A 23,403-nucleotide genomic window follows, 5' to 3' on the forward strand; every position below is an offset into this window, starting at 1 on the left:
AATGAAAACAGCATTAACATACACACTTTTAATTTTCTGTATTTTTATTACGTCTTGTAGTAAAGATGATTCAAACGAATATGTTAATAAGCCAACGGCCCAACCTTTGGCTATTCCACCATTATTTGCGCAATTTATAATCAACCCTGTAATTCCCATTGATAATCCGCAAACTGTGGAGGGTGTTGCTCTTGGTAAAAAATTATTTTTTGACCCCTTACTGTCCGCTAATAACACACAAGCATGTGCAACGTGCCATAGCCCACAAAATGCCTTTTCAGATAATTCTCAATTTAGCACAGGTATTGACGGTATTCTTGGGAACAGAAATTCCATGCCACTCTTTAATTTAGCTTGGAATTATGACGAACAATTCTTTTGGGATGGTCGCGTTTTCAGTTTGGAACACCAAGCGTTAGTTCCTGTAGAGGATCCCGTAGAAATGCATAATACATGGGAAACCGTTGTTACAAGATTACAACAACATCCTGAATATCCAAATCTATTTAATAATGCATTCGGTGAAGGCGTGATTACCAAAGAAAAAGCTACCAAGGCTTTAGCGCAATTTGAGCGCACACTCATTTCGGCCAACTCAAAATTTGACAAATATTTGCTAGGTGAGGCTACGTTAACACCTCAAGAAACCAACGGTTTAAATGTTTTTATGGATGAAACCCGAGGCGATTGCTTTCACTGTCATGGCAATCCCAACAACCCGTTATGGACCGATAATATGTTTCATAATAACGGTTTGGATGCCACAATTACCGATTTGGGACTTGGAGCCGTAACAGGAGATCCCGCTGACAATGGCAAATTCAAATCGCCTTCCTTACGTAATTTAGCATTTACCGGGCCATTTATGCACGATGGTCGTTTTGCAACCTTGGATGATGTTATTAATCATTATAGTGAAGGCTTACAAAATTCACCAACCATTGATCCGTTGATGAAAAAAGTAGCACAAGGTGGTGTGCAGCTTTCTGCTCAAGACAAAGCCGATTTAAAGGCTTTTTTACTGACTTTATCAGACCCTTCCTTTATTAATAATCCAGCATTTCAAAATTAACAGCCGACAGGAACTGCTGTTTAAATCGTATATTTTTTTCAAGATTATCCACTAGAAATTAAAGATAATTTCGCATAATTTTTATCTATGCTTCCATCTGTTAATATCATGTTAGGTTATATGGTAATCCATGACATATATTGTATATTTGCATACTATTTAGAGTAAATCTAATTAAGACTATGATAAAAGTATCTGAAACAGCAAAAAAGAAGGTCGTTGAATTAATGACTGAAGATGGCTATAATGCGGTAACCGACTATGTACGTGTTGGTGTAAAAAGCGGCGGCTGCTCTGGTTTATCTTACGATTTAAAATTTGACAAAGACCAGGTTGATGGCGATAAAGTTTTTGAAGATAATGGTGTAAAAATCATTATTGATAAAAAAAGCTTTTTATACCTCATTGGAACCACCCTAGAATATTCTGGCGGATTGAATGGTACTGGTTTTGTTTTTAATAATCCCAATGCAAATAGAACGTGTGGTTGTGGTGAAAGTTTTTCACTATAATAATCCCATCCTAACCTTCCCAAATGGAAGGACTAAAAAAGAAAATACACATGAGTAAATATACAGAGGACGATTTAAGAGAAGAATTAAAAACCAAGGAATACGAATACGGTTTCTACACAGATATCCAATCCGATACATTTCCTGTTGGTTTGAATGAAGATGTTGTTCGTGCTATTTCAAAACGAAAAGAAGAGCCGGAATGGATGACGGAATGGCGTTTAGAAGCCTTTCGCGTTTGGCAAGACATGATAGAACCTGAATGGGCAAACGTTCATTACCAGAAACCCGATTTTCAAGCCATCTCCTACTATTCTGCTCCTAATAGCAAGCCTAAATATGACAGTTTAGATGAAGTGGATCCAGAATTACTGGAAACCTTTAAAAAATTAGGCATATCTATCGATGAGCAAAAAAAATTAGCCAACGTGGCCATGGATGTTGTTGTGGATTCGGTTTCAGTAGCAACAACCTTCAAGAAAACTTTAGGAGAAAAAGGTATAATTTTTATGAGTATTTCGGAAGCCATTCAAAAGCATCCAGAATTAGTCAAAAAATATTTAGGAACCGTTGTTCCACAAAAAGATAATTTTTATGCCGCTTTAAATTCAGCCGTATTTAGTGATGGTTCTTTCTGTTATATTCCAAAAGGCGTTCGTTGTCCAATGGAATTATCAACCTATTTCAGAATTAACCAAGCTGGAACAGGTCAGTTTGAAAGAACCTTAGTTATTGCAGACGAAGGCAGTTATGTAAGTTACTTAGAAGGTTGTACAGCTCCAAGTCGTGATGAAAACCAACTTCACGCCGCCGTTGTAGAACTTATTGCATTGGATGATGCCGAAATAAAATATTCAACCGTACAAAACTGGTATCCAGGAAATGCGGAAGGCAAAGGCGGTGTTTTTAACTTTGTAACCAAACGTGGAATTTGCGAGAAAAATGCTAAAATATCTTGGACACAGGTAGAAACAGGATCGGCTGTAACGTGGAAGTATCCAAGTTGTATTTTAAAAGGTGATAATTCTGTAGGTGAATTTTACTCAATAGCAGTAACAAATAACCATCAACAAGCAGATACGGGAACCAAGATGATTCATTTAGGAAAGAATACCAAATCCACCATTATTTCCAAAGGTATTTCTGCTGGAAATTCACAAAACTCATATAGAGGATTAGTTCAAATTAGCTCCCGAGCAGAAAATGCACGAAATTTTTCACAATGTGATAGTTTATTAATGGGTAATGAATGTGGCGCACACACCTTCCCATACATTGAAGCTAAAAATAAAACGGCCATTATAGAACACGAAGCAACCACGAGTAAAATTGGTGAAGACCAAATATTTTATTGCAACCAACGTGGTATAGATACTGAAAAAGCCATTGCACTTATAGTAAATGGGTTTAGTAAAGAGGTATTAAATAAACTCCCAATGGAATTTGCTGTAGAAGCTCAAAAACTATTGGAAATTAGTTTAGAAGGTTCCGTGGGATAAAATCAAATAATCAATCTTTTTAGTGATATTTTATGAAAAAACTAGCCACACTTTTAATAATATCTATTGTTTTTATCAGTTGTAAAAATGATAGTAAAACCGCAGAAACCACTATAGAAACAGAAGCTATTGATATGGATAGCCCCAATCGTACCAAAAAACAAAGCGATGGACTAACCTTATTAAAAGGTGAATTTGTTTACTATTCAGATGCAGCCGTATTACAAACGCATCGTGAAGTTTATGGCGTTATTATGGACGATAAAATGATGGAACTTAATAAAATGGCAGAAGCCTATAAAAAAGAACCAACAGATTACGCCACAGTTTCCATACGTGGAAAAATAGTACCAAAACCAGAAAACGAAGAAGGCTGGCCTTTTCGTGTAGAAATAAAAGAAATTTTAAGCGTTTCAGCTTCAAACCCTGAAACCAATAATGTAGTAAAATTGGAATCCAAATAACATGTTAAAAATAACAAATTTACACGCAAGTGTTAACGATAAAGCCATTTTAAGAGGCATCAATTTAGAAGTAAACCCAGGTGAAGTTCACGCTATTATGGGTCCTAACGGATCTGGTAAAAGTACACTAGCTTCGGTAATTGCAGGAAAAGAAGAATACGAAGTAACAGATGGCACCATTTCTTTAGGAGATGCTGTCATTGATGATTTAGCCGCTGAAGAGCGCGCACATAAAGGTATTTTCTTATCCTTTCAATACCCTGTTGAAATTCCAGGTGTTTCCGTTACCAATTTCATTAAAACAGCCATTAATGAAACACGTAAAGCTAAAGGCCTTGAAGATATGCCTGCCAAAGACATGCTGAAATTAATTCGTGAGAAAGCAGAAATGCTAGAAATTGATAGAAAATTTTTATCACGTTCATTAAACGAAGGGTTTTCTGGTGGTGAGAAAAAACGTAACGAAATTTTTCAAATGGCAATGCTGGAACCTAAATTGGCTATTTTAGATGAAACCGATTCAGGATTAGATATTGACGCCTTACGTATTGTAGCTAATGGTGTAAACAAGCTTAAGAGCAAGGATAATGCCGTAATAGTTATTACGCATTACCAACGTTTATTGGATCATATTGTTCCAGATTTTGTTCATGTATTACACGAAGGCCGCATTGTAAAAACAGGTGGAAAAGAGTTAGCCCATGAGCTTGAAGAAAAAGGTTACGACTGGATTAAAGAAGAAGTAAACGCATAAATTAGTTTGTAGTGTTCAGTCGCAGTTTGCTAATGCTTACTCCAACTGATCCCGCCAATTAAAACGCTTTACAATTATAAAATAGCAAACAGCTTTCTTTAGTAAGTTCAGGATTATTTGAACACGAAATAGAAATCTGAAAACTGAATTACATGGAATTAAAAGATAAATTAGTATCCTCATTTATGGTATTGGAAGATCGACTTGATATCGATTCACCAGTGCATGATATTAGAAGTGAAGCAATAAAAACATTCGAAACGAACGGATTCCCTGGCAAAAAGGATGAGGCATGGAAGTACACCTCATTAAAAAGTGTCTTAAAACATGATTATAGCGTATTTCCAAAACAGGAAAATGCATTAGATTATCAGGATGTTAAAAAATATTTTATCCATGATATTGATACCTATAAAATTGTATTTGTGGACGGAAAATATTCGTCGTATTTATCTGAAACAACACACGAAGGTATTGATGTTTGTCTCATGTCATCAGCTTTAAACAAGCCTAAATACCGCTTAATTATTGAAAATTATTTCAATAAAATAGCAACTAAAGATAGTGTTACTTCTTTAAATACCGCTTTTTCACAAGAAGGTGCTTATATTCATATTCCAAAAAATAAATTGGTTGCAAAACCTATCCAAATTATCCATTTTGCTACTGGAAACGAATCGGCTTTAATGTTACAGCCTCGAAATTTAATTGTGGTGGATGAAAATTCGCATGTGCAAATTATCGAGCGCCATCAAAGTTTAACAGAAAATCCTGTTTTAACCAATAGCGTAACGGAAATCTACGCCAACAAACGTGCAATTGTTGATTATTATAAAATTCAAAATGACAATGAGCATGCATCATTAATTGATAGCACTTTCATTAATCAGAAGCGCGAAAGTCATGCCTCTGTACACACCTTTTCGTTTGGCGGAAAATTAACGCGTAACAATCTGAATTTTTATCAAAACGGGGAACGTATTGATTCTACATTAAAAGGCATTACAATTATTGGCAATAAGCAACATGTAGATCACAACACATTGGTGCATCATATTGAACCAAATTGCGAAAGTCACCAAGATTATAAAGGTATTTTTGCAGATAGTTCAACCGGCGTTTTTAATGGAAAAGTACTTGTGGACAAAGAAGCGCAGAAAACCAATGCGTTTCAGGCCAACAACAACATTCTAGTGAGCGATAAAGCTAGTATCAATACCAAGCCACAATTAGAGATTTTTGCTGACGATGTTAAATGCTCACACGGTTGTACCATTGGTCAATTGGATGAAAGCGCTATGTTTTACATGCGTTCTCGTGGAATTCCCGAAAAGGAAGCTAAAGCATTACTTATGTTTGCTTTTAGTAATAACGTAATGAGCTCGGTAAAAATCCCTGAAATAAAGGAACGTATTACCAAAATTATTGCCAATAAATTAGGCGTAAATATTGGTTTCGATTTGTAGTTGAATTAAAATCTAAAATTACGAGTAGTGGGAAATACCTATTTTTTTTGAAGCTATTTCCCGCTATCCGCTAAATCTTTTTGCAAAAAAACGCAAAAAGGATACCGCTACTATCGGGGCTATTTAAAACAAAACTATGTTTAACGTAGAAAAAATTAGACAAGATTTCCCCATTCTTCAAAGGCAAGTAAATGGTAAACCGTTAGTGTACTTAGATAATGCCGCCACATCACAAACACCGCAACAGGTTATTGATGTTATTGTAGACTATTACAGCAATTACAACGCTAATATCCACAGAGGCGTTCACTCCTTAAGTCAAGAAGCTACCGATAAATACGAAGCAGGAAGACACACCATTCAAAAACATTTTAATGCCAAACATGCCCATGAAATTATCATGACTGCTGGAACAACACATGGTATTAATTTGGTTGCCAATGGTTTTTCATCACTTTTAAAAAAAGACGATGAAATTATAGTTTCAGCATTAGAACATCATAGTAATATTGTGCCATGGCAAATGTTATGCGAAAAAACAGGAGCCACTTTAAAGGTAATTCCTATGAATATGGCTGGCGAATTAATTATGGATGATTATGGTACGTTGCTGTCTAAAAACACCAAACTTGTATTTGTAAATCACATTTCAAATGCATTAGGAACCATCAATCCAATAGAAGAAATTACTAGAAAAGCACATCAAGTTGGTGCAGCCGTTTTAGTAGATGGCGCACAAGCTTGCCCACATATAAAAGCCGATATGCAAGCCTTGGATGTTGATTTCTATGTAGCTTCAGCTCATAAAATGTGCGGACCAACAGGCGTTGGTTTTTTATATGGAAAAGAAGATTGGCTTAACAAATTACCTCCTTATCAAGGTGGTGGTGAAATGATTGCCGAAGTAACGTTTGAAAAAACAACCTATGCGGATTTGCCGCATAAATTTGAAGCCGGAACACCCAATATTTGTGGTGGCATTGCTTTTGGATCAGCCATTGACTACATGAACAACATTGGTTTTAATGCTATTGCTAGATATGAACATGAATTGTTAGAATATGCAACAACCGAACTATTAAAAATAGAAGGTCTAAAAATTTATGGGACTGCCAAAAATAAAACCTCGGTTATTTCCTTTAATTTGGAAGGAATTCATCCCTATGATATTGGTACACTATTAGATAAAATGGGTATTGCAGTTCGTACTGGTCACCATTGTGCGCAACCTATTATGAACTTTTATAATATTCCCGGAACAGTTAGAGCATCCTTTGCTTTTTACAACACAAAAGCTGAAGTAGATGCTTTAATTACAGGTGTTAAAAAAGCACAAATGATGTTATCATAAATATCCGAAGCTATGAAATTAGAAAACATACTATTTGGGCTTATTGTTTTAATCACATTTTCTTGCAGCCATACAGATGCCACAATCATGTATATTGCCAATGAGCAAGTAGATTGTGTTGGTGTAAGCCCGCAAAAATGTATGCAGATAAAATTTAACAGTCAAGACGATTGGACATTTTATTATGGACAAATAGAAGGTTTCACTTTCGAAACTGGTTATTATTATAAATTAAGCGTTTCTAAAGAAACCATGGCTAATCCACCTGCAGACGCCTCTAGCATTAAATACACCTTGGTCGAAATTTTAGAGAAATCAACTACAGCAATTGACTAGTTTGGCTTTCTTTTTGTAATAAAGATATAAAAAACAACCATTATGAAATATATCAGCTTACTTGTCACCTGCCTTTTTATAGTTTCCTGTGGGAATAGTAAAAACGCCTCTGCTATGAATAAACAAACACCTTTATCCGGTAATTATAGTATTATAGCTGTGGGAGAAAACGCCTTAATTGATGAAAATCTTAACATTATGTTTAACCTAGAAACTAATATGGTTACAGGTTTTTCAGGTTGCAATCAGTTTTCCGGCAGTTATTCATCTACGGGTTCTGGTTTGGAATTTGGACCATTAGCAAGCACGCGAAAAATGTGTCGTCCAGAAGCAAATAAAATTGAACAACACGTTCTAAAAGCATTACATGAAACCATTCGTTTTTCAGAAAATAACGGTGTAATTTCTTTTTATAATAAAGAAGGGGCCGTTTTAATAACCATGAATAAATCAGAAACTTCAAACACCGAAAAAATGAGTGATCAAAAAGAATATCAGGTAGAATATATGGCAGTTTCTCGTGGTTATTATTTAATGATTACTTATGAAAATAAAAGTATATCATTTCAAAAAGACCGAACTTCTAAAATGCAAATTAAATCGCTTTCAGAAACCGAAATAACGGCACTTAACAACAAAATTGCCGATTTAAATTTAGAGGCGCTTGAAACGTTGGAGCCACCTTCCAAAGCACATCAGTATGATGGTGCAGCTGGAGCCACTTTAAAAATCACGAAAAATGGCTCAAACTACCGTACGCCAACTTTTGATGCTGGCAACCCTCCAAAAGCCATTGAAGCACTAGTTTCAGAATTAATTACCCATACTGAAAAGCAGTAAATAATTGAATAGCTGCTTTACTTATTGTATTTTTGTATAAAATTATGACGATGGAAATTGAAGACATACAAAACGAAATTATAGACGAATTCTCTATGTTTGAGGATTGGGAGGAACGCTATCAATACATGATTGATTTAGGGAAAGATTTACCTTTAATTGATGCACAATATAAAACCGACGACAACCTTATATCAGGGTGTCAAAGTAAAGTTTGGGTGCATGCAGATTTGGTAGATAATAAAATTGTTTTCACAGCAGATAGTGATGCTATTATCACCAAAGGTATTATTGCTATTCTAATTCGTGCATTTTCAAATCAAGCACCAAAAGATATAATAGACGCAAATACAGCTTTTATTGATGATATTGGCTTGAAAGACCATTTATCACCAACGCGCGCCAACGGTTTAGTAAGTATGATAAAACAGTTAAAAATGTACGCCATAGCGTATCAAACACAGCTTAATTAATTTAAACTGTAATAGTTGATTTGTTTAAACGACAAATCATAATAAGCAATCAACTTAACAACAAAAAAGATGAGTGAAACAATAGATACAACTGCATTAGGCGAACAAATAGTTCGCGTTATTAAAACCATATTCGATCCAGAAATCCCTGTCGATATTTACGAATTAGGATTAATTTACGATGTATTCGTTAATGAAGATTGCGATGTTAAAATCCTAATGACCTTAACAACGCCAAATTGTCCAGTAGCTGAAACATTGCCTTTAGAGGTTGAAGAGAAAGTAAAATCCATTGACAGTGTAAAATCTGCCGAAGTTGAAATTACATTTGATCCACCTTGGAGCCAAGAATTAATGAGTGAAGAAGCCAAATTAGAATTAGGCATGCTGTAAACAGCACTTTCGCCTTATACTTTGCTTTTGATTGTTTAAATCATTTTTAGGCACCTAAAACTATAGTTTTAAATCTGGAATCTTGAACCTTCAATCTTGATCCCTTAACCTAACGCATGGCAAGATCTAGACTTAAATCATTAAAAGACAAAGAAAAAACAAGTTTAAGAAAGTCATTTAGTGCCTTAATATATATTCCGCGGTTTTTTAAAGAAATTTGGAAAACGAATAAAAAACGATTCCTTTTATCTGCCATTTGCCGATTAATTGGGGCTTTTTTACCTGTAATAATTCTTTGGGTTGGTAAGATTATTATTGATGAAATTATCCTTCAATCTGGTAGCGACGTAACCAATTTCACAAGACTTTGGACCTTTGTTGGTCTCGAGTTTGCTTTAATAGTTCTTTCAGATTTAGTAAGCCGCGCCATTTCACTTACAGATAGTTTACTGGGAGATGCCTACGCCATTAATTCATCTGTAACCATTATAAAAAAGACAAATCAAATAGATATTAGTCTTTTAGAAGATTCTGAATTTTATGATAAGCTGGAACGCGCTAGAACGCAAACGGCAGGACGCGTTGGGCTTATGTCCAATGCCTTGGGCGAAATACAAAGTCTCATATCCATAGCCACACTGGTTGCTGGATTAATATATTTTGAACCATATTTAATAATTTTACTAGTACTCAGTATTATTCCTTCTTTTATTAATGAAATTTGGTTTAGTCAGCAGCAATACTCATTAGCTAGAGGTTGGACAGCCGAAAGACGCGAATTAGATTATCTCCGTTTTATAGGTGCCAACAATCAAACAGCAAAAGAAATTAAACTTTTTGGTCTGACGGATTTTATTGTAGATCGTTTCAAAAACCTCTCCGAAGAATATTTTCAATTAAATAAAAAACTAGCTGTAAAACGTTCCGCTTTGGGTTTTGTATTTAATGTTCTAGGAACCTTAAGTTATTATGGCGCTTATATTTATATAATTTACCGCGTTGTTTCTGGTGTTATCACGCTAGGTGAATTGACATTTTTATCGGGATCATTTAACAGATTAACGCGAAATCTTCAAGACTTCTTTTCAAAGTTTACAAGGATAACAGAAAGTGCACTTTATTTAAAAGATTACTTTGAGTTTATTGATTTATCTATTGTTCCAAAACACAAAGAAGATCAACCAATTCCTGAAAAAATTATGTCAGGTTTCGAATTTAGGGATGTGCATTTTTCCTATCCAGATTCTGATAATGACATTTTGAAAGGTGTGAATTTTAAAATTTCCGCTGGCGAAAAAAATGGCATTTGTTGGCCAAAATGGTGCTGGAAAAACAACACTAACAAAATTGCTACTGCGCTTTTACGAACCTACTTCTGGAGAAATTTTATTAGATGGTATTAATATTAATCGCTTTAAAAAAGACGCTTATCAAAAATTTTTTGGAGTCATTTTTCAGGATTTCTTCCGGTATGAATTCACTGTAAAGGAAAATATTGCCGTGGGTGATATTGCGGAACTAGATAATCAAGAAAAAATTAAACATGCTGCCGAATTAAGTTTAGCAAGCGAAGTCATCTCAGAATTAAAAAAAGGTTACGACCAGCAACTTGGAAAACGCTTTGCTAAAGGGCAAGAACTCTCTGGAGGGCAATGGCAAAAAGTAGCTTTAGCTAGAGCATACATGAAAAATGCCGAAGTCATGATTTTAGATGAACCAACGTCCGCATTAGATGCTAAAGCCGAGCGTGATGTTTTTAAGCGTTTTATTGGCTTAACCCAAGGGAAAACAAGCCTTATTATATCCCATAGATTCAGCACGGTCAGACAAGCGGATCGTATTTTGGTTTTGGATGAAGGCAAAATTTTAGAAATTGGCACCCACGAACAATTGATGGCTAATCAAGCGTTGTATGCACAACTCTTCCAGCTACAAGCTGAAGGGTATCAATAAATAATTTAACTTTGTATTATGGAAGAAGAAATAATTAATCGCGTTGCCAATAGCAAACTTGTTACCTTTGATTTAGAAGATTATTACCCAAAAGGGTCTCGTATGACTTTAGATATTAAGGACTGGTTGCAGGAAGGAATTGTGCTCCGTGAAAAGGATTTTAGAGAACAGGTTAAAAATCATGAATGGCAACAATATCAAGATGCCTATGTGGCTATTTATTGTTCTACAGATGCTATTGTGCCAGCTTGGGCTTATATGCTTATCACTATTTCTTTAGCGTCTATTTCCAAAAAATCGGTTTTAGGCGATTTGGACTTATTAGAAACCACTTTGTATGAAGAAATTATTTCAAATTTAGATGTTTCTGAGTTTCAAGACAAAGCTATTATTATTAAAGGCTGCTCTAAAAAACCGGTTCCGGTAAACGCTTATCTCATGATTACCAACAAATTAAAACCGGTTGCAAAATCCATAATGTTTGGCGAAGCTTGCTCAAGTGTGCCATTATTTAAAAGAAAATAGTACTTTTGTAAGAGAAATAATCACTAATTAATCCATAAAACCCTATGAAAAGAATCTTTACTATCGGTTTAGTGCTGCTTGCGACAGCCTCGTTTTCGCAAACAAAGGAAGAGCTAAAAGAGCAAAAAGCTGAAAAACAAGCCGCTGCAGATGCGTTGCAAGCAGAAGCTGATGATTTACAGAAACAAATAGACGCCTTTCCAGGTTGGAAATTTGGTGCTTTTGGTACCATTGGTGCTAGTTTTTCTGAATTTAACAATTGGTATGGCCAAGGAACACCTAACAATGCTTCTGGAAACATAACGATTACAGTTAATCCTTATGCCAAATTAGACCGCGAAAAATATTTCTGGTATAACACAGGAAATATTAACTTAAGCTGGGTAAAATTTGATGACAAAGACGATCCAACTGATGATAGTAGCTTTAGAGAAGCTAATGATGTGTTTAACGTAACCTCGCTATTTGGTTATAAAATAGCTAAAAATTTAGCAGCTTCTACGCTTGCTGAATACCGTACAACTTTAATCAACAACTTTAATGACCCAGGTTATCTAGACGTTGGTGTTGGTGTAACTTGGACGCCTCTTGAAAATTTAATAGTAGTGGTTCACCCATTAAACTACAACTTTGTATTTGCTGATAATGATGCTATTTTCGAATCGTCTTTAGGTGCAAAAGTAGTGGCTAATTATGGTCGTTCATTTGGAAAACTAGATTTCAACTCGAATCTTTCTGCTTTTATGAGTTATGAAGATTCTAATCTATCTAACTGGACTTGGATTAACGCTATTGGATATAAGCTTTGGAAAGGCATCGGATTAGGTTTTGAGCTTGGTTTAAGAGACAACAAGCAGGAGGCTGTTAACTTTGCTAACAAACAATATGAAGTACGTTTGGCTAACAATGGAGGTGTTATAGACCCTACAGATCCGCAACCAACTTTCGACAATGTAGATAATGATTTACAAGTTTACTATACCTTTGGTTTGAGCTATTCGTTCTAAAACAAACGTATTATTTTAAAATAAAAAAGCTCCGAAGTTACACTTCGGAGCTTTTTTATTTAACGTCATTTTGCTATTCGTCCCCTTTAAATTCTTCGGTTTTTTTCTTACTCTTGAATAGTTTTTTCAACCAACCATCTTCCTTTTCCAATTTACAATCCAAATCGTTTAACACATCATTACTTGGTGTTTCAAAAGTGCTTTTGGTAATCGGGTTCCATTTAGAATCCTTGTTCAATTTTTGATAAAAATGAGCAAACATGGGTAAAGCCGAGTTTGCACCTTGACCTAATGCCGTGGTTTTAAAACCCAAGTTGTAATTATCATTCCCAACCCACGTTATGGTTACTAATTGGGGTGTTATGGCTACAAACCAACCATCTTTGTTATCTTGTGTCGTTCCTGTTTTTCCTGCAATGGCGTTGTTCAGTTTATAGGTATTTCGCAATCGTGAAGCTGTTCCAGTATTAACCGTTGCTTTCATCATTTCCAATAAAACTTGTCTGGTATAATCGCTAAACGCTTGTTTTTCTAAAATTTCAGGTTTAAAATCAACAATTACGTTACCGTTTTTATCTTCAATTTTGGTTATCATATACGGCTTCACACCATAACTATTGTTTACAAAGCTGGCATAAGCACCTACTAATTCCTTCAAAGTAATTTCGGCAACACCTAACGCTAATGACGGTTGCGAGGGCAACTCTTTAGTAATACCCATTTTTTGCGCTTGCTCTTGAACTTTAGAAATACCAACATCATTTAAAACTTTTACGGCAATGGTATTTACCGAATTGCTCAACGCCATTTCCAAATTGTAATTAATATCCGTTTTTTCGTTGGGATCTTGACCAGCATTAGTTGGTGTCCAGTTTTTGTAGTTGGTATAAGTTACAGCATCTACAGAATAATATGAACAAGGTTTCATGCCATTTTCAATAGCTGCTGTGTACACAAATGGTTTAAAGGTTGAGCCCACTTGACGTTCACTATGAGACACGTGGTCATACTTAAAGTAGCGGTAATCAATACCACCAATATAAGTTTGAATAGCACCCGTTTTTGGGTCGATTGATAACATGCCAGTATTTAAGAGTTTAAGGTAATGTTGCAAGCTATCCTTTGCCGAAAGCATTGCAGTACTATCACCTTTCCAAGAAAATATATCCATGTTGCGTTTTACAGATAACGAATCGTCTATGGCTTTTTCTGAAATACCTGTCTTTTTTAAGCGCTGATATTCTGGTAAACTTTGTATGGCTTTTTTAAATACGCTTTTATTGGATGTCCAAGGTGCATTTTTGCCATAAGATGCTTCGTAAGCCACTTGCAGTTTGCTAAGATGCTCCGTCATAGCTTCTTCCGCCATAGTTTGCATGGTAGCGTTCAATGTGGTGTAAACAATTAATCCATCCTTATAAATATTGTACGCGTCGCCATTTGGCTTTTTATATTCTTTAATAACTGCTTGCAATTCTTGTTTAACTTGTGCTCTAAAATAGGGTGCCAGTCCTAAATCATGATTAAAAGAATGATACTTTATAATAAGAGAATCCGTTTTTAGTTTGGCGGCTTTAGGTGCTTCTAAATAATCATATTTTACCATTTGGTCCAAAACCACGTTGCGTCGTGACTGACTTCTTTCAACCGATTTTCTGGGATTAAAATAAGTTGTTGCCTTTAAGGTTCCTACCAAAGTTGCAGCTTCTGGAATAGTTAAATGCACTGCCGATTTATTAAAAAACTTTTGCGAAGCACTTTCTATACCATAGGTGTTATCTGAAAACGGAACCGTATTTAAATAAAGCGTTAAAATTTCTTGTTTGGAATACACATCTTCAATACGTTGGGCTACAATAGATTCCTTAAATTTATTAATGAGCATGCTAAAAAGCGCATAGTCTTTCCGGCCATATAAGTTTTTAGCTAGCTGTAAGGTGATGGTGCTTCCACCTCCTGCCGATTTATCTTGAAGTAGTATATTTTTAATAAACACACGCAGTAAACTTACATTATCCACGCCATCATGTTCGTAAAAGCGTACATCTTCAGTTGCTACCAACGCATCAATCAAATGTTTAGGAAACTCCTCATATTCGAGCGGCTGCCTATCATAGATATAAAATTTACCAATTAGTTTTTTATCCTGATCTAATACTTGGGTGGCTTCTGCTTGTTTTAAAGCTCCTAATTCGGCATGTGTTGGCACTTTTCCAAACAATCCAAAATAAATACTCGCATAAAGCAATACAAAGAATAAAATGATAACAGCCAATACCATTAGCGACCATTTTACCCAAGTTTTTTTAAGGAATACGTTTAGTTTTTCCATGAATTATAGAAACGTTAGAATCGAAATTTTATGCAAAATTCGTGTAGAAATTCTATTGTATTTTATTCTTCTTCCTCGTAATCTGGATATAAAAAGTGATTATAAGGAAAACGTGTTACGTGAATATCCCGGACCTCGTCATAAACCCGCTTTTTAAATTCTTTCATATTCTGCTTGTTTAAAGCTGAAATAAATAACGCATTATTACCAACCCGATTCATCCAAGTTTTTTGCCATTCTTCCAATGAATAATGTGCTTCGGTACGTTCTACTTCTAAATCTGTTTCGTCATATGGTTCTGCTTGGTAGGCATCTATTTTATTAAAAACCATAATGGTTTCTTTGTCAGCACTATCAATTTCACCTAATACTTTATTAACCGAATCTATATGTTCTTCAAAATTAGGGTGCGAAATATCCACGACGTGCAATAACAAATCGGCTTCGCGAACCTCATCCAAGGTACTTTTAAAACTATCTACCAATTGGGTTGGCAGCTTTCTAATAAATCCTACGGTATCGGTTAATAGGAATGGTAAATTTTGGATGACCACTTTCCGAACCGTTGTATCTAATGTGGCGAATAGTTTGTTTTCGGCAAACACATCACTTTTACTAATGGTATTCATCAGTGTAGATTTTCCCACGTTTGTGTAACCAACAAGTGCTACACGAACCATTTTACCACGATTACCACGTTGCACAGCCATTTGTTTATCTATGGTCTTAATTTTATCTTTAAGGAGGGCTATTTTATCCCGAACAATACGTCTATCTGTTTCAATTTCTGTTTCACCAGGTCCGCGCATGCCAATACCACCTTTTTGGCGTTCCAAGTGTGTCCACATCCCTTTAAGTCGTGGCAATAAATATTCACATTGCGCCAATTCCACTTGCGTTCTAGCATAGCTTGTTTGGGCACGTTGGGCAAAAATATCAAGTATTAAATTAGTTCTATCCAGAACTTTACATTCTAAAATTTTACTAATATTTCGTTCTTGAGCAGCGGATAATTCATCATCAAAAATGGCTGTTCCAATATCGTTTTCTTCAATAAATTTTCGGACTTCCTCCATTTTACCTTTTCCAATAAAGGTTTTTGGGTTTGGCAAATCCATTTTTTGAGTAAAGCGTTTTAAAACCTCTCCACCTGCGGTGTAGGTAAGAAACTCCAACTCATCCAAATATTCTTTAGATTTGTCTGCGTCCTGACTCTTGGTAATGACGCCAATTAATACGGCACGTTCGTGCGTGATATCTATTTTTTCTATCATAAACTGTGTAAAGCACAAAGTTAATCAATTGCAATCACTTTAATTTGCATATTTTTAACGCGAATACTGAAAAAGATGCATGAAATGGAAAAATCGCCGCGTTTACCACACACTTTTACCATAGCTTTTTACAATACCGAAAACTTATTTGATATTTATAACGACCGTAGCAGACACGATCGGGATTATTTACCAAATTCCGAAAGACGTTGGACCAAAAAACGCTATCAAAACAAGCTTAATAAAATTGGCTTGGCTATATCCAAAATTGGCCTTGCTGAAACTGGAAATTTACCCAGTATTATTGGTTTAGCCGAAGTGGAAAACGGTAAAGTGATTCGGGATTTATTGGATACAACACATTTAAAAAATTCGCCTTATGATTATGTTCATTTTAATTCCAAAGATGAGCGTGGAATGGATGTCGCGTTTATTTATAATACAACGAAATTTACAGTGACCCACTCTGAAATTTATGCCATCCAATTTGAAAGACCTGAAGGTGGTGACGATTTTACTCGAGATATTCTTTTAGTAACTGGAATGCTGCAAGGCGAAACGATTTCGGTATTGGTAAACCACTGGTCGTCCAGACGTGAAGGCACACAACTATCTGAAGTGAAACGTTTACAAGCTTCCGAGAAAGTTAGCGAGATTATTAAAGATATTCAAACGAAACAAGCGGATGCAAAAATTATTATTATGGGCGATTTCAATGATGATCCACATTGTAAAAGCATCACGCAACTCATAGAAAATAACAATTTATTCAACCCAATGAATACCTTACGCTCCTATAATCGTGGGAGCTTGGTACACCACAGAAAGTGGCATTTATTTGATCAGATTATGTTTACGATGCCTTTTTTTGAATCGCGAGCAAACCATTTGGAATTTGAATCCGCCAATATTTTTGATGCCTTTTTTTTAAAAGAATACAAAGGCAGATATAAAGGCACGCCTTTTAGAACCTATGCTGGCGAAAAACACAAAGGTGGCTATAGCGATCATTTTCCGGTGTATATGATGTTGAAGAAGTAAGGAGTATACTGAAGCATGCTTCCACACATCATTATAGCTTTTACGAAACTTAAAAACCTTTGATGGAGAAAAAACCGTCCCGAAAAAGGGACTATTAGAACCTAGAGAATAGACTTAAATTAGCCAGCAATTTGTAAATAGATAATTTGCATTTTTAATACTTTAAACAGCTTGCCAGAGTATTACTGACAATAAAATGCAAGCAACGGGAAGCAACCAAAGCAGAAATATGGAGTGGTTTTGAGATTTCTTATTCAGCATTTTAGCATTTAGTACTTGACGCTTTCTTCCGGCATATTGTATCCAGTTTTTAAAAAACACAAAAACAGATGCCATAATAAATAATGCCCAAGCTTTATCTTGAGTCATGGTATTCATATTCATCTGGCTTGAAAATCCAGCAAAAAACATACCTAATAACAACAAAACTGAACATTGTAATATAGAAATATAAATGGTTGCAATTTGATTGGCTTTTTTGTGTTTACGCTTTTTGTAATGCTTAAACACGGCAATAAACAGTGAATTGAAAATAGACATAAGTATATAATGGGATAAAAATTAAAAACCTGCTAATCTATTAAAATTAGCAGGTTCTTTATAAAATTACTTAAAAGACTAATTAGTTTTATTAGTTTTTTATTGAGCAGCTAGTATTTTAACTTTTCCTAAATCTCTAGTTGAAGATATAGCTCCATCTTCACTATCATAAACAAAGGCAATAAAACCAGTTCCAGTAGCTGCAGAAAGGTCAATAAAACCAGTCTCATCGTATATATTGTCGTAAAAGTTACCATTAATTGGAAGACCTTCAATTTGATTAGCGCCTACTTCCGTCCAATTAGCTGTAGAAGGATCAGTTCCTGCCACATAATCGTTAGAGTAATATGCTTTTAGAGGTTCTTCTCCAGCATCACTAAATGCATCTGCAATTTCTAATATCATTTGTTCGTCATCTTGAGCGTCAAAATCAAAAGCTGGTGATATTAACCAACTAACCATAGTTACGCCACTACCACTTTGAAAAGCTGTACCTCTCACATATGAAACGCCACCGAAGGATGCAGCATACCATTCTTTAGTTCCCGCTGTATTAATAACATCCCAGCCGTTTAAACCTCCATCAAAATTTTCTTCAAAAACAACTGTAAAATCATTTTGATCCAACAACTCGCATCTTGGACCATCAAAATTTACACCTTCTAATCCGTTTAAGGCTAAAATAGTAGAACCACCATCAAAAGTTTTATTCACAACAGCAGTTATAGAACCGTTACCTAGAGGTAATAATTCATTTTTAAAATTGGCAAAACTACTTGTTTCTAATTGAAATGTTGAATAGGTAAAGCCTGTACAAGCTTGTAATCTTCTTTTTGTATCAAAATCGTTCATTGGGTCAAAATAGCGTTCTCCAGCTAAATTATCGGCAAACTCTACACCATCTACTTGTACCAATATACCAACATGCGTGCTATTAATATCTGTAAAATTTACATTCAAAGGGGTAATATCTTCTGTAACAGGTGACCTGAATATGTGTGTTCTTGCGCGATTTTCACCAATGCTTGTAATGTTTGTTCCAAAACGCGTAGTTTCTGTTTCACCACCAACTGCTATAATACCCGTTCCAATACGTTCTTCACCAATATATAAACCTTTTAGGCTTACATAAACCTCACGTCCAAAATTAAACTGATTGTATAAATCTACTTGGTTTATAACAATTTTAATTGCCGTTGTTGGATTTGTTGGACTATCTTGAAGAAAAAATTCTTTAAAGAAATTTCCAGACTTATCAGAAGACGATACATATCCTTTAATATATATATTTTCAACTTCTTCTATATACGGCATAGCATCCGTAGTATCACCATCATTATTTGGGTCCGATGAATATCTAGATTTCGCATCTGCTATAGAAATTTCTGTTCCATTAGCCAATAAGGTATTTAATCGTGCATTTTCTTCATCACCTAAACTTGTAGGAATGGTGTAATCGTCATCTTGAACACAAGATACAATAGCTAAACTAGCAACTACTGTTAATACTAGGGTTAAAAATTTATTTGTTTTCATAATCAATAATACGTTTAATTAATTTTTCTTTTTCGTTTTTAGAATCTAAAGTTAACATTTACAAAATAAGTAGCACCACGTCCATACCAGTATTTTGGTCCAAATTGACGTTTAGGTGTCTGATTGTCAGCTAACAATTCGTTGTAATTGGCATTTCTACCTTGTTCAAAACCACCTGTTTTGTAAATCTCATCTAATAGGTTATTTACACTTGCAAATACACCAATGTAGTAATCGCCAATTTTCCAAGATTTTCCACCTGTTAAGTTTACAGTAAAATACGCATCAATTTCTTCTTGCTTTAATAATTCGGTTGCTACGTCTTCATCATAATTATTAATTGGTAAACCATCGTTAGCTAAATAAAAGTTTTGCGTTCTTAACAATGGACTCACATCTATATACGCATTTGCTAAATAATTAACCGTTGCTCCAAAAAACCAATAGTCAGGATCGCGATATTCAAAACCAAGAGAATACGCTTGTTGTGGTCCACCTGCTATTTTATAATCTTTTAAATTAGATGTAAATGTTTGAGTTCTACCAAAACTTGTAGACGTTAAATATAAATCAGGGTTGTTATCATAAGTATATTGACCTACTGCCGCGACACCTTTTAACTTAATAGTTGGTGTTACTTGAGCTTCAATACCTAATTCGGCACCAATGTGCTTTTTATCCACACCTTGTAAAACTTCTTGAACAAATGCAGATGTATCGTTAAACTCTTCACCAACGTTGGTAATACCGTCAGCATAATAGAATCCTATTTCATTGGCATCTTCAATTTTCGTGTAGTAACCTGTTAATTTAGCCTTCACAATTGGAGATCTGAAAATATAACTAGCATCAAACGATGTGATTTTTTCTTCTGTTATATTATCAACTACACTATTGTTATCTCTTGAATTAGAATATGTATTTCTAATAGTTGGTGCTTTTGTAAGATAGCCACCATTCACATCTATTAAGTGTTTTCCAGTTATTTTATACGTAAGTCCAGCTTTTGCGCCGACACCAGTAAAGTTTAACTTCTCACCTTTTCCTAGAGATAAGTTGCCTAGAAACGCGCTGTTTTCCCAAAGGCCTTCACGTTGATAAGATGTACTTGTTACACTTCCTGAAAGGTAGAAATCTACTTTACTATATTTAAATTGTGCTTGAGCATATCCTGAAATAACCTCTGCAAAAATATTATAGTTGTAACGGAATTTATCACCTTCACCAATAACGCGGTTGGGGTTTTGGTTGTCATATTGGTAGTTGTCAAACGAATCCACGTTTAAAACACCATTACCGCCTAATAAATCTATTATTTCACCAAAGTTTTCTGACTTTAAGTTTTTGTAATTTACAGCGGCATTTAAAATAATGTTATCATTAATTTCCGTGTTGAAAATAGAATTCACCGTTATTTGCTTATCATCTTGACGGTCTTCATATAATACATAGGCATTTGTATCACCTACTGACGCATTGGTAATATTGGCATCTAAAATACGTTCCCAATCAATCTGGCCACCATTCATAAAATTTTGTTCAGCAATATAAGCGCCTGCATAATCAGGACCATCATTATCCGCTAAAAAGTAACTTGGTAAATCTTGGTAATAAGCAGGGCTTGGATTTGCTCCACCCCCATAATCTAAACGGCTATTTCCTATTTTACCAAATTGATAACCCACATTGGTATTTAAAGTAGTTTTACTACCAATGTCCCAATAGTGATTCAACATTAAAATAGGTTCTTCAATTTCTTTGATTCGTGAATTTTTCTTTTCACCATCTAACCAACCCCAATATTCGTTGTATTTAATATCTTTTAAATCGTAAACCTCTTGTGTATTAGGCGACGATTTTCCACGACGATTTGGCGTGTACATAGATGTAAAGTTCAAGCTGTGCTTGTCATTGATTTGTTTTTCAATGGCTATGAAGAACGAATTGGCATCATACAACGTTGCGTCTTGATAACCTTCATTTCCCCAACGTCTTCCGCCCATTGCAGCGTAAGACCAACCACCTTCTAATAAACCAGATGCATAACTAGCCATAACACGGTTTGTATAACTTCTATTTGAAGATGAATAGGTTACACGGCCGCCTTCACGATATTGTGATGCACGAACATTCATATTAGTTGTACCTAAAATACCACCAAAATTATAAGCTGAAGGTGCTAAACCAGTTGTTAATTCCTGGTTACGAAGCATGTCATTTAATCCACCCCAATCACTCCATTGCGGTCTACCATCATAAATCTTATTCATTTCGATACCGTTAATCAAAACCGAACCGTTTTCAGAATCTAAACCTCTTACTCTATAAAAGGAAGAACTCCATTCAAAAGCTGCTGTTCTTTGAAACACATCTTGAGAAGATTGTAGTAAACCTGAAATATTATCAAGTCCACCAGATTCGTCATCCAATTCATCATCTGTTAGGTTAATAGTAAATAAATCAGCCGATGTATCTCTTTCTAGAGTCATATCAGTAATATTTACCGTTTGCCCTTCATTAATGACAATTGGATATCTTTTAAAGACATACTCGTCTTTAGATATTCTTAAAATCTGATCTCCCAATGGTAAATTTGAAGAAAATTCAAACATACCGTTTTCATCAGTTGTGGTTGTAATGTCTGTACCTTCAATGGTAACAGTTACATTTCGAATTGGATCGAAGGAAATGGCTTCTGTGACACTTCCTTTTACTACTGTTTGTTGAGCAAATGCAGTAATTGTTGCGAAAAATCCGAATAAAAAAACAATTAAACTTTTTTTCATACTAGAATTTATAATTAAAAAGATTGATACTTTGCGTTAAATGTTAATTAAATTAAGCGTGCAAATTTACATTATTTATAATAAATATCTACTTTTGGCGTAAGATTTGTATTAACATAACTTAAACATAACACACAATTTAATGAAAAAACTCAAAGTTTGGATCACTATAGTTCTTGTATGCGTTGCTATAACTGCAAAGGCTCAAGATGGGAAAAAATTTAAAATTCATACGGTAGCCTTTTATAATCTAGAAAATTTATTTGACACCATTAATGATCCTAATAAAAATGATGAGGCTAGCCCCATTATGGAAATGAAGGTTAACACAAGTGACATTTATAAAAAGAAAGTATCTAACATGGCACGTGTACTAGCTGATATTGGTACAGATACTGCAAAAAATTCACCTGTTATTATTGGTGTTTCGGAGGTTGAAAATCAAGATGTTTTAGAGGATGTGGTTAATGATCCACAACTTATTTCTAAAGATTATGGCATTGTGCATTATGACTCACCAGATCGTCGTGGCATTGATGTTGGTTTATTATATCAGAAGAAGTTTTTCACGCCTATTAACACCAGTAACCATGAGTTAATTATTTATGATGATTCTCGCGAACGTGTTTATACAAGAGATCAACTTTTAGTAAGTGGAAAATTAGAAGGTGAAATGATTCATATTATTGTTAATCACTGGCCATCTAGAAGTGGTGGTGAGGCCAGAAGTAGACCAAAACGTGTTGCAGCTGCTGGATTGAGCAAAAAAATAATTGACTCGCTACAAACACTAGATCCGTATGCTAAAATTATACTAATGGGCGATTTAAATGACGATCCAACAAATGAGAGTGTAAAGAAGGTTTTAGGAGCCAAAAGCGACAAGGAGGATGTTGAGCTTAAAGGTATTTACAACCCTTTTGAAAAGCTGTTTAAAATGGGTGTAGGATCTAATGCGTATAGAGACAGCTGGAGTTTATTTGACCAAGTATTAATAACACAACCTTTTTTAGAAAAAGACTACAGTTCTTTACGTTTTTATCAGGCACATGTGTTCAATAAAAACTATTTAGTAAACAAGAGAGGTAAGTATAAAGGTTATCCTTTACGAAGTTTTGCCGATGGTGGTTTTACTGATGGCTTTAGTGATCACTTTCCAGCTTTTATATATTTAATTAAGGAAGTGAAGTAAACAGATACATTTCTCAATAAAAAAAGTGCCTTTAAAATTTATTAAAGGCACTTTTTT

20 protein-coding genes and 1 pseudogene are annotated in these 23,403 nt (G+C 34.9%); 16 read left to right on the plus strand and 5 right to left on the minus strand.

Features of this window, described 5'->3' with window-relative positions; all coding sequences use genetic code 11:
• The first annotated feature begins 1 nt into the window (after position 1).
• The 14 genes and pseudogenes from GMA17_RS11870 to GMA17_RS11935 all read left to right on the plus strand — a co-directional run bounded on the left by GMA17_RS11870 (position 2) and on the right by GMA17_RS11935 (position 12,645).
• Complete coding sequence (locus tag GMA17_RS11870; RefSeq protein WP_248396450.1) at positions 2–1,072, plus strand: cytochrome-c peroxidase; 1,071 nt, start codon at positions 2–4, stop codon at positions 1,070–1,072.
• A gap of 182 nt (positions 1,073–1,254) precedes the next feature.
• Positions 1,255–1,584: an iron-sulfur cluster assembly accessory protein gene (locus GMA17_RS11875; protein WP_248396452.1), complete on the plus strand. Its 330-nt coding sequence runs from the start codon at positions 1,255–1,257 to the stop codon at positions 1,582–1,584.
• A 50-nt stretch (positions 1,585–1,634) separates the two neighbouring features.
• Complete coding sequence (sufB, locus tag GMA17_RS11880) at positions 1,635–3,083, plus strand: Fe-S cluster assembly protein SufB (protein ID WP_248396454.1); 1,449 nt, start codon at positions 1,635–1,637, stop codon at positions 3,081–3,083.
• A gap of 32 nt (positions 3,084–3,115) precedes the next feature.
• A complete protein-coding gene (locus GMA17_RS11885) occupies positions 3,116–3,547 on the plus strand; it encodes a hypothetical protein (protein ID WP_248396456.1) in 432 nt (143 codons plus the stop codon).
• A 1-nt stretch (position 3,548) separates the two neighbouring features.
• Positions 3,549–4,301, plus strand: coding sequence for a Fe-S cluster assembly ATPase SufC (gene sufC, locus GMA17_RS11890; protein WP_248396458.1), 753 nt, complete (start codon positions 3,549–3,551; stop codon positions 4,299–4,301).
• A gap of 152 nt (positions 4,302–4,453) precedes the next feature.
• Entirely contained in the window at positions 4,454–5,767 is a 1,314-nt protein-coding gene (gene sufD, locus GMA17_RS11895) for a Fe-S cluster assembly protein SufD (RefSeq protein WP_248396460.1), read from the plus strand.
• A gap of 136 nt (positions 5,768–5,903) precedes the next feature.
• Entirely contained in the window at positions 5,904–7,118 is a 1,215-nt protein-coding gene (locus GMA17_RS11900) for an aminotransferase class V-fold PLP-dependent enzyme (protein ID WP_248396462.1), read from the plus strand.
• A gap of 12 nt (positions 7,119–7,130) precedes the next feature.
• On the plus strand, positions 7,131–7,454 hold the full coding sequence (locus GMA17_RS11905; protein ID WP_248396464.1) for a DUF4377 domain-containing protein: 324 nt from the start codon (positions 7,131–7,133) through the stop codon (positions 7,452–7,454).
• Between the two features lie 114 nt (positions 7,455–7,568).
• A complete protein-coding gene (locus tag GMA17_RS11910) occupies positions 7,569–8,294 on the plus strand; it encodes an META domain-containing protein (protein WP_248396466.1) in 726 nt (241 codons plus the stop codon).
• 50 nt (positions 8,295–8,344) lie between these two features.
• Positions 8,345–8,767 carry a SufE family protein gene (locus GMA17_RS11915; protein WP_248400663.1) on the plus strand — a complete coding sequence of 141 codons (423 nt, stop codon included), beginning with the start codon at positions 8,345–8,347 and terminating at the stop codon, positions 8,765–8,767.
• Positions 8,768–8,836: 69 nt separating this feature from the next.
• Positions 8,837–9,160: a DUF59 domain-containing protein gene (locus tag GMA17_RS11920; protein WP_248396468.1), complete on the plus strand. Its 324-nt coding sequence runs from the start codon at positions 8,837–8,839 to the stop codon at positions 9,158–9,160.
• A 116-nt stretch (positions 9,161–9,276) separates the two neighbouring features.
• Positions 9,277–11,113, plus strand: a pseudogene (locus GMA17_RS11925) (ABC transporter ATP-binding protein).
• 18 nt (positions 11,114–11,131) lie between these two features.
• Positions 11,132–11,638 (plus strand): DUF2480 family protein, encoded by a 507-nt coding sequence (locus tag GMA17_RS11930; protein WP_248396470.1) that lies wholly within the window; start codon positions 11,132–11,134, stop codon positions 11,636–11,638.
• A gap of 44 nt (positions 11,639–11,682) precedes the next feature.
• Positions 11,683–12,645 (plus strand): DUF3078 domain-containing protein, encoded by a 963-nt coding sequence (locus tag GMA17_RS11935; protein ID WP_248396472.1) that lies wholly within the window; start codon positions 11,683–11,685, stop codon positions 12,643–12,645.
• 73 nt (positions 12,646–12,718) lie between these two features.
• On the opposite strand, the gene GMA17_RS11940 is transcribed toward GMA17_RS11935, so the two are convergent.
• Together GMA17_RS11940 and hflX are read right to left on the minus strand one after the other, a co-directional pair.
• Positions 12,719–14,977, minus strand: a complete 2,259-nt coding sequence (locus GMA17_RS11940) for a transglycosylase domain-containing protein (RefSeq protein WP_248396474.1) — start codon at positions 14,975–14,977, stop codon at positions 12,719–12,721.
• A gap of 62 nt (positions 14,978–15,039) precedes the next feature.
• A complete protein-coding gene (gene hflX / locus GMA17_RS11945) occupies positions 15,040–16,251 on the minus strand; it encodes a GTPase HflX (RefSeq protein WP_248396476.1) in 1,212 nt (403 codons plus the stop codon).
• 84 nt (positions 16,252–16,335) lie between these two features.
• Between hflX and GMA17_RS11950 the strand changes: the two genes are divergently transcribed.
• Positions 16,336–17,292 carry an endonuclease gene (locus tag GMA17_RS11950; protein ID WP_248396478.1) on the plus strand — a complete coding sequence of 319 codons (957 nt, stop codon included), beginning with the start codon at positions 16,336–16,338 and terminating at the stop codon, positions 17,290–17,292.
• A gap of 162 nt (positions 17,293–17,454) precedes the next feature.
• On the opposite strand, the gene GMA17_RS11955 is transcribed toward GMA17_RS11950, so the two are convergent.
• The 3 genes from GMA17_RS11955 to GMA17_RS11965 all read right to left on the minus strand — a co-directional run bounded on the left by GMA17_RS11955 (position 17,455) and on the right by GMA17_RS11965 (position 22,154).
• Positions 17,455–17,832, minus strand: a complete 378-nt coding sequence (locus GMA17_RS11955; protein ID WP_248396480.1) for a hypothetical protein — start codon at positions 17,830–17,832, stop codon at positions 17,455–17,457.
• Positions 17,833–17,931: 99 nt separating this feature from the next.
• Positions 17,932–19,368: a DUF5689 domain-containing protein gene (locus GMA17_RS11960; RefSeq protein WP_248396482.1), complete on the minus strand. Its 1,437-nt coding sequence runs from the start codon at positions 19,366–19,368 to the stop codon at positions 17,932–17,934.
• 38 nt (positions 19,369–19,406) lie between these two features.
• Positions 19,407–22,154 carry a carboxypeptidase regulatory-like domain-containing protein gene (locus tag GMA17_RS11965; RefSeq protein ID WP_248396484.1) on the minus strand — a complete coding sequence of 916 codons (2,748 nt, stop codon included), beginning with the start codon at positions 22,152–22,154 and terminating at the stop codon, positions 19,407–19,409.
• Positions 22,155–22,296: 142 nt separating this feature from the next.
• Here GMA17_RS11965 and GMA17_RS11970 point away from each other — a divergent pair, with 142 nt between their 5' ends.
• Complete coding sequence (locus tag GMA17_RS11970; RefSeq protein ID WP_248396486.1) at positions 22,297–23,346, plus strand: endonuclease/exonuclease/phosphatase family protein; 1,050 nt, start codon at positions 22,297–22,299, stop codon at positions 23,344–23,346.
• Positions 23,347–23,403: the final 57 nt, after the last annotated feature.

It is taken from the genome of Bizionia sp. M204, from assembly GCF_023205095.1.
GTDB classification, from domain to species: domain Bacteria; phylum Bacteroidota; class Bacteroidia; order Flavobacteriales; family Flavobacteriaceae; genus Algorimicrobium; species Algorimicrobium hallyeonense.

Excerpts from the sequence above, each read along its gene's own strand:
- GMA17_RS11905 (WP_248396464.1), top strand. The coding sequence starts at position 7,131 with ATGAAATTAGAAAACATACTATTTGGGCTTATTGTTTTAATCACATTT.
- GMA17_RS11950 (WP_248396478.1), top strand. The coding sequence starts at position 16,336 with ATGGAAAAATCGCCGCGTTTACCACACACTTTTACCATAGCTTTTTAC.
- GMA17_RS11930 (WP_248396470.1), top strand. The coding sequence starts at position 11,132 with ATGGAAGAAGAAATAATTAATCGCGTTGCCAATAGCAAACTTGTTACC.
- GMA17_RS11960 (WP_248396482.1), bottom strand. The coding sequence starts at position 19,368 with ATGAAAACAAATAAATTTTTAACCCTAGTATTAACAGTAGTTGCTAGT.
- GMA17_RS11870 (WP_248396450.1), top strand. The coding sequence starts at position 2 with ATGAAAACAGCATTAACATACACACTTTTAATTTTCTGTATTTTTATT.
- GMA17_RS11940 (WP_248396474.1), bottom strand. The coding sequence starts at position 14,977 with ATGGAAAAACTAAACGTATTCCTTAAAAAAACTTGGGTAAAATGGTCG.
- GMA17_RS11900 (WP_248396462.1), top strand. The coding sequence starts at position 5,904 with ATGTTTAACGTAGAAAAAATTAGACAAGATTTCCCCATTCTTCAAAGG.
- sufB (WP_248396454.1), top strand. The coding sequence starts at position 1,635 with ATGAGTAAATATACAGAGGACGATTTAAGAGAAGAATTAAAAACCAAG.
- sufD (WP_248396460.1), top strand. The coding sequence starts at position 4,454 with ATGGAATTAAAAGATAAATTAGTATCCTCATTTATGGTATTGGAAGAT.
- hflX (WP_248396476.1), bottom strand. The coding sequence starts at position 16,251 with ATGATAGAAAAAATAGATATCACGCACGAACGTGCCGTATTAATTGGC.
- GMA17_RS11935 (WP_248396472.1), top strand. The coding sequence starts at position 11,683 with ATGAAAAGAATCTTTACTATCGGTTTAGTGCTGCTTGCGACAGCCTCG.
- GMA17_RS11920 (WP_248396468.1), top strand. The coding sequence starts at position 8,837 with ATGAGTGAAACAATAGATACAACTGCATTAGGCGAACAAATAGTTCGC.
- GMA17_RS11970 (WP_248396486.1), top strand. The coding sequence starts at position 22,297 with ATGAAAAAACTCAAAGTTTGGATCACTATAGTTCTTGTATGCGTTGCT.
- GMA17_RS11965 (WP_248396484.1), bottom strand. The coding sequence starts at position 22,154 with ATGAAAAAAAGTTTAATTGTTTTTTTATTCGGATTTTTCGCAACAATT.
- GMA17_RS11875 (WP_248396452.1), top strand. The coding sequence starts at position 1,255 with ATGATAAAAGTATCTGAAACAGCAAAAAAGAAGGTCGTTGAATTAATG.
- sufC (WP_248396458.1), top strand. The coding sequence starts at position 3,549 with ATGTTAAAAATAACAAATTTACACGCAAGTGTTAACGATAAAGCCATT.
- GMA17_RS11915 (WP_248400663.1), top strand. The coding sequence starts at position 8,345 with ATGGAAATTGAAGACATACAAAACGAAATTATAGACGAATTCTCTATG.
- GMA17_RS11955 (WP_248396480.1), bottom strand. The coding sequence starts at position 17,832 with ATGTCTATTTTCAATTCACTGTTTATTGCCGTGTTTAAGCATTACAAA.
- GMA17_RS11885 (WP_248396456.1), top strand. The coding sequence starts at position 3,116 with ATGAAAAAACTAGCCACACTTTTAATAATATCTATTGTTTTTATCAGT.
- GMA17_RS11910 (WP_248396466.1), top strand. The coding sequence starts at position 7,569 with ATGAATAAACAAACACCTTTATCCGGTAATTATAGTATTATAGCTGTG.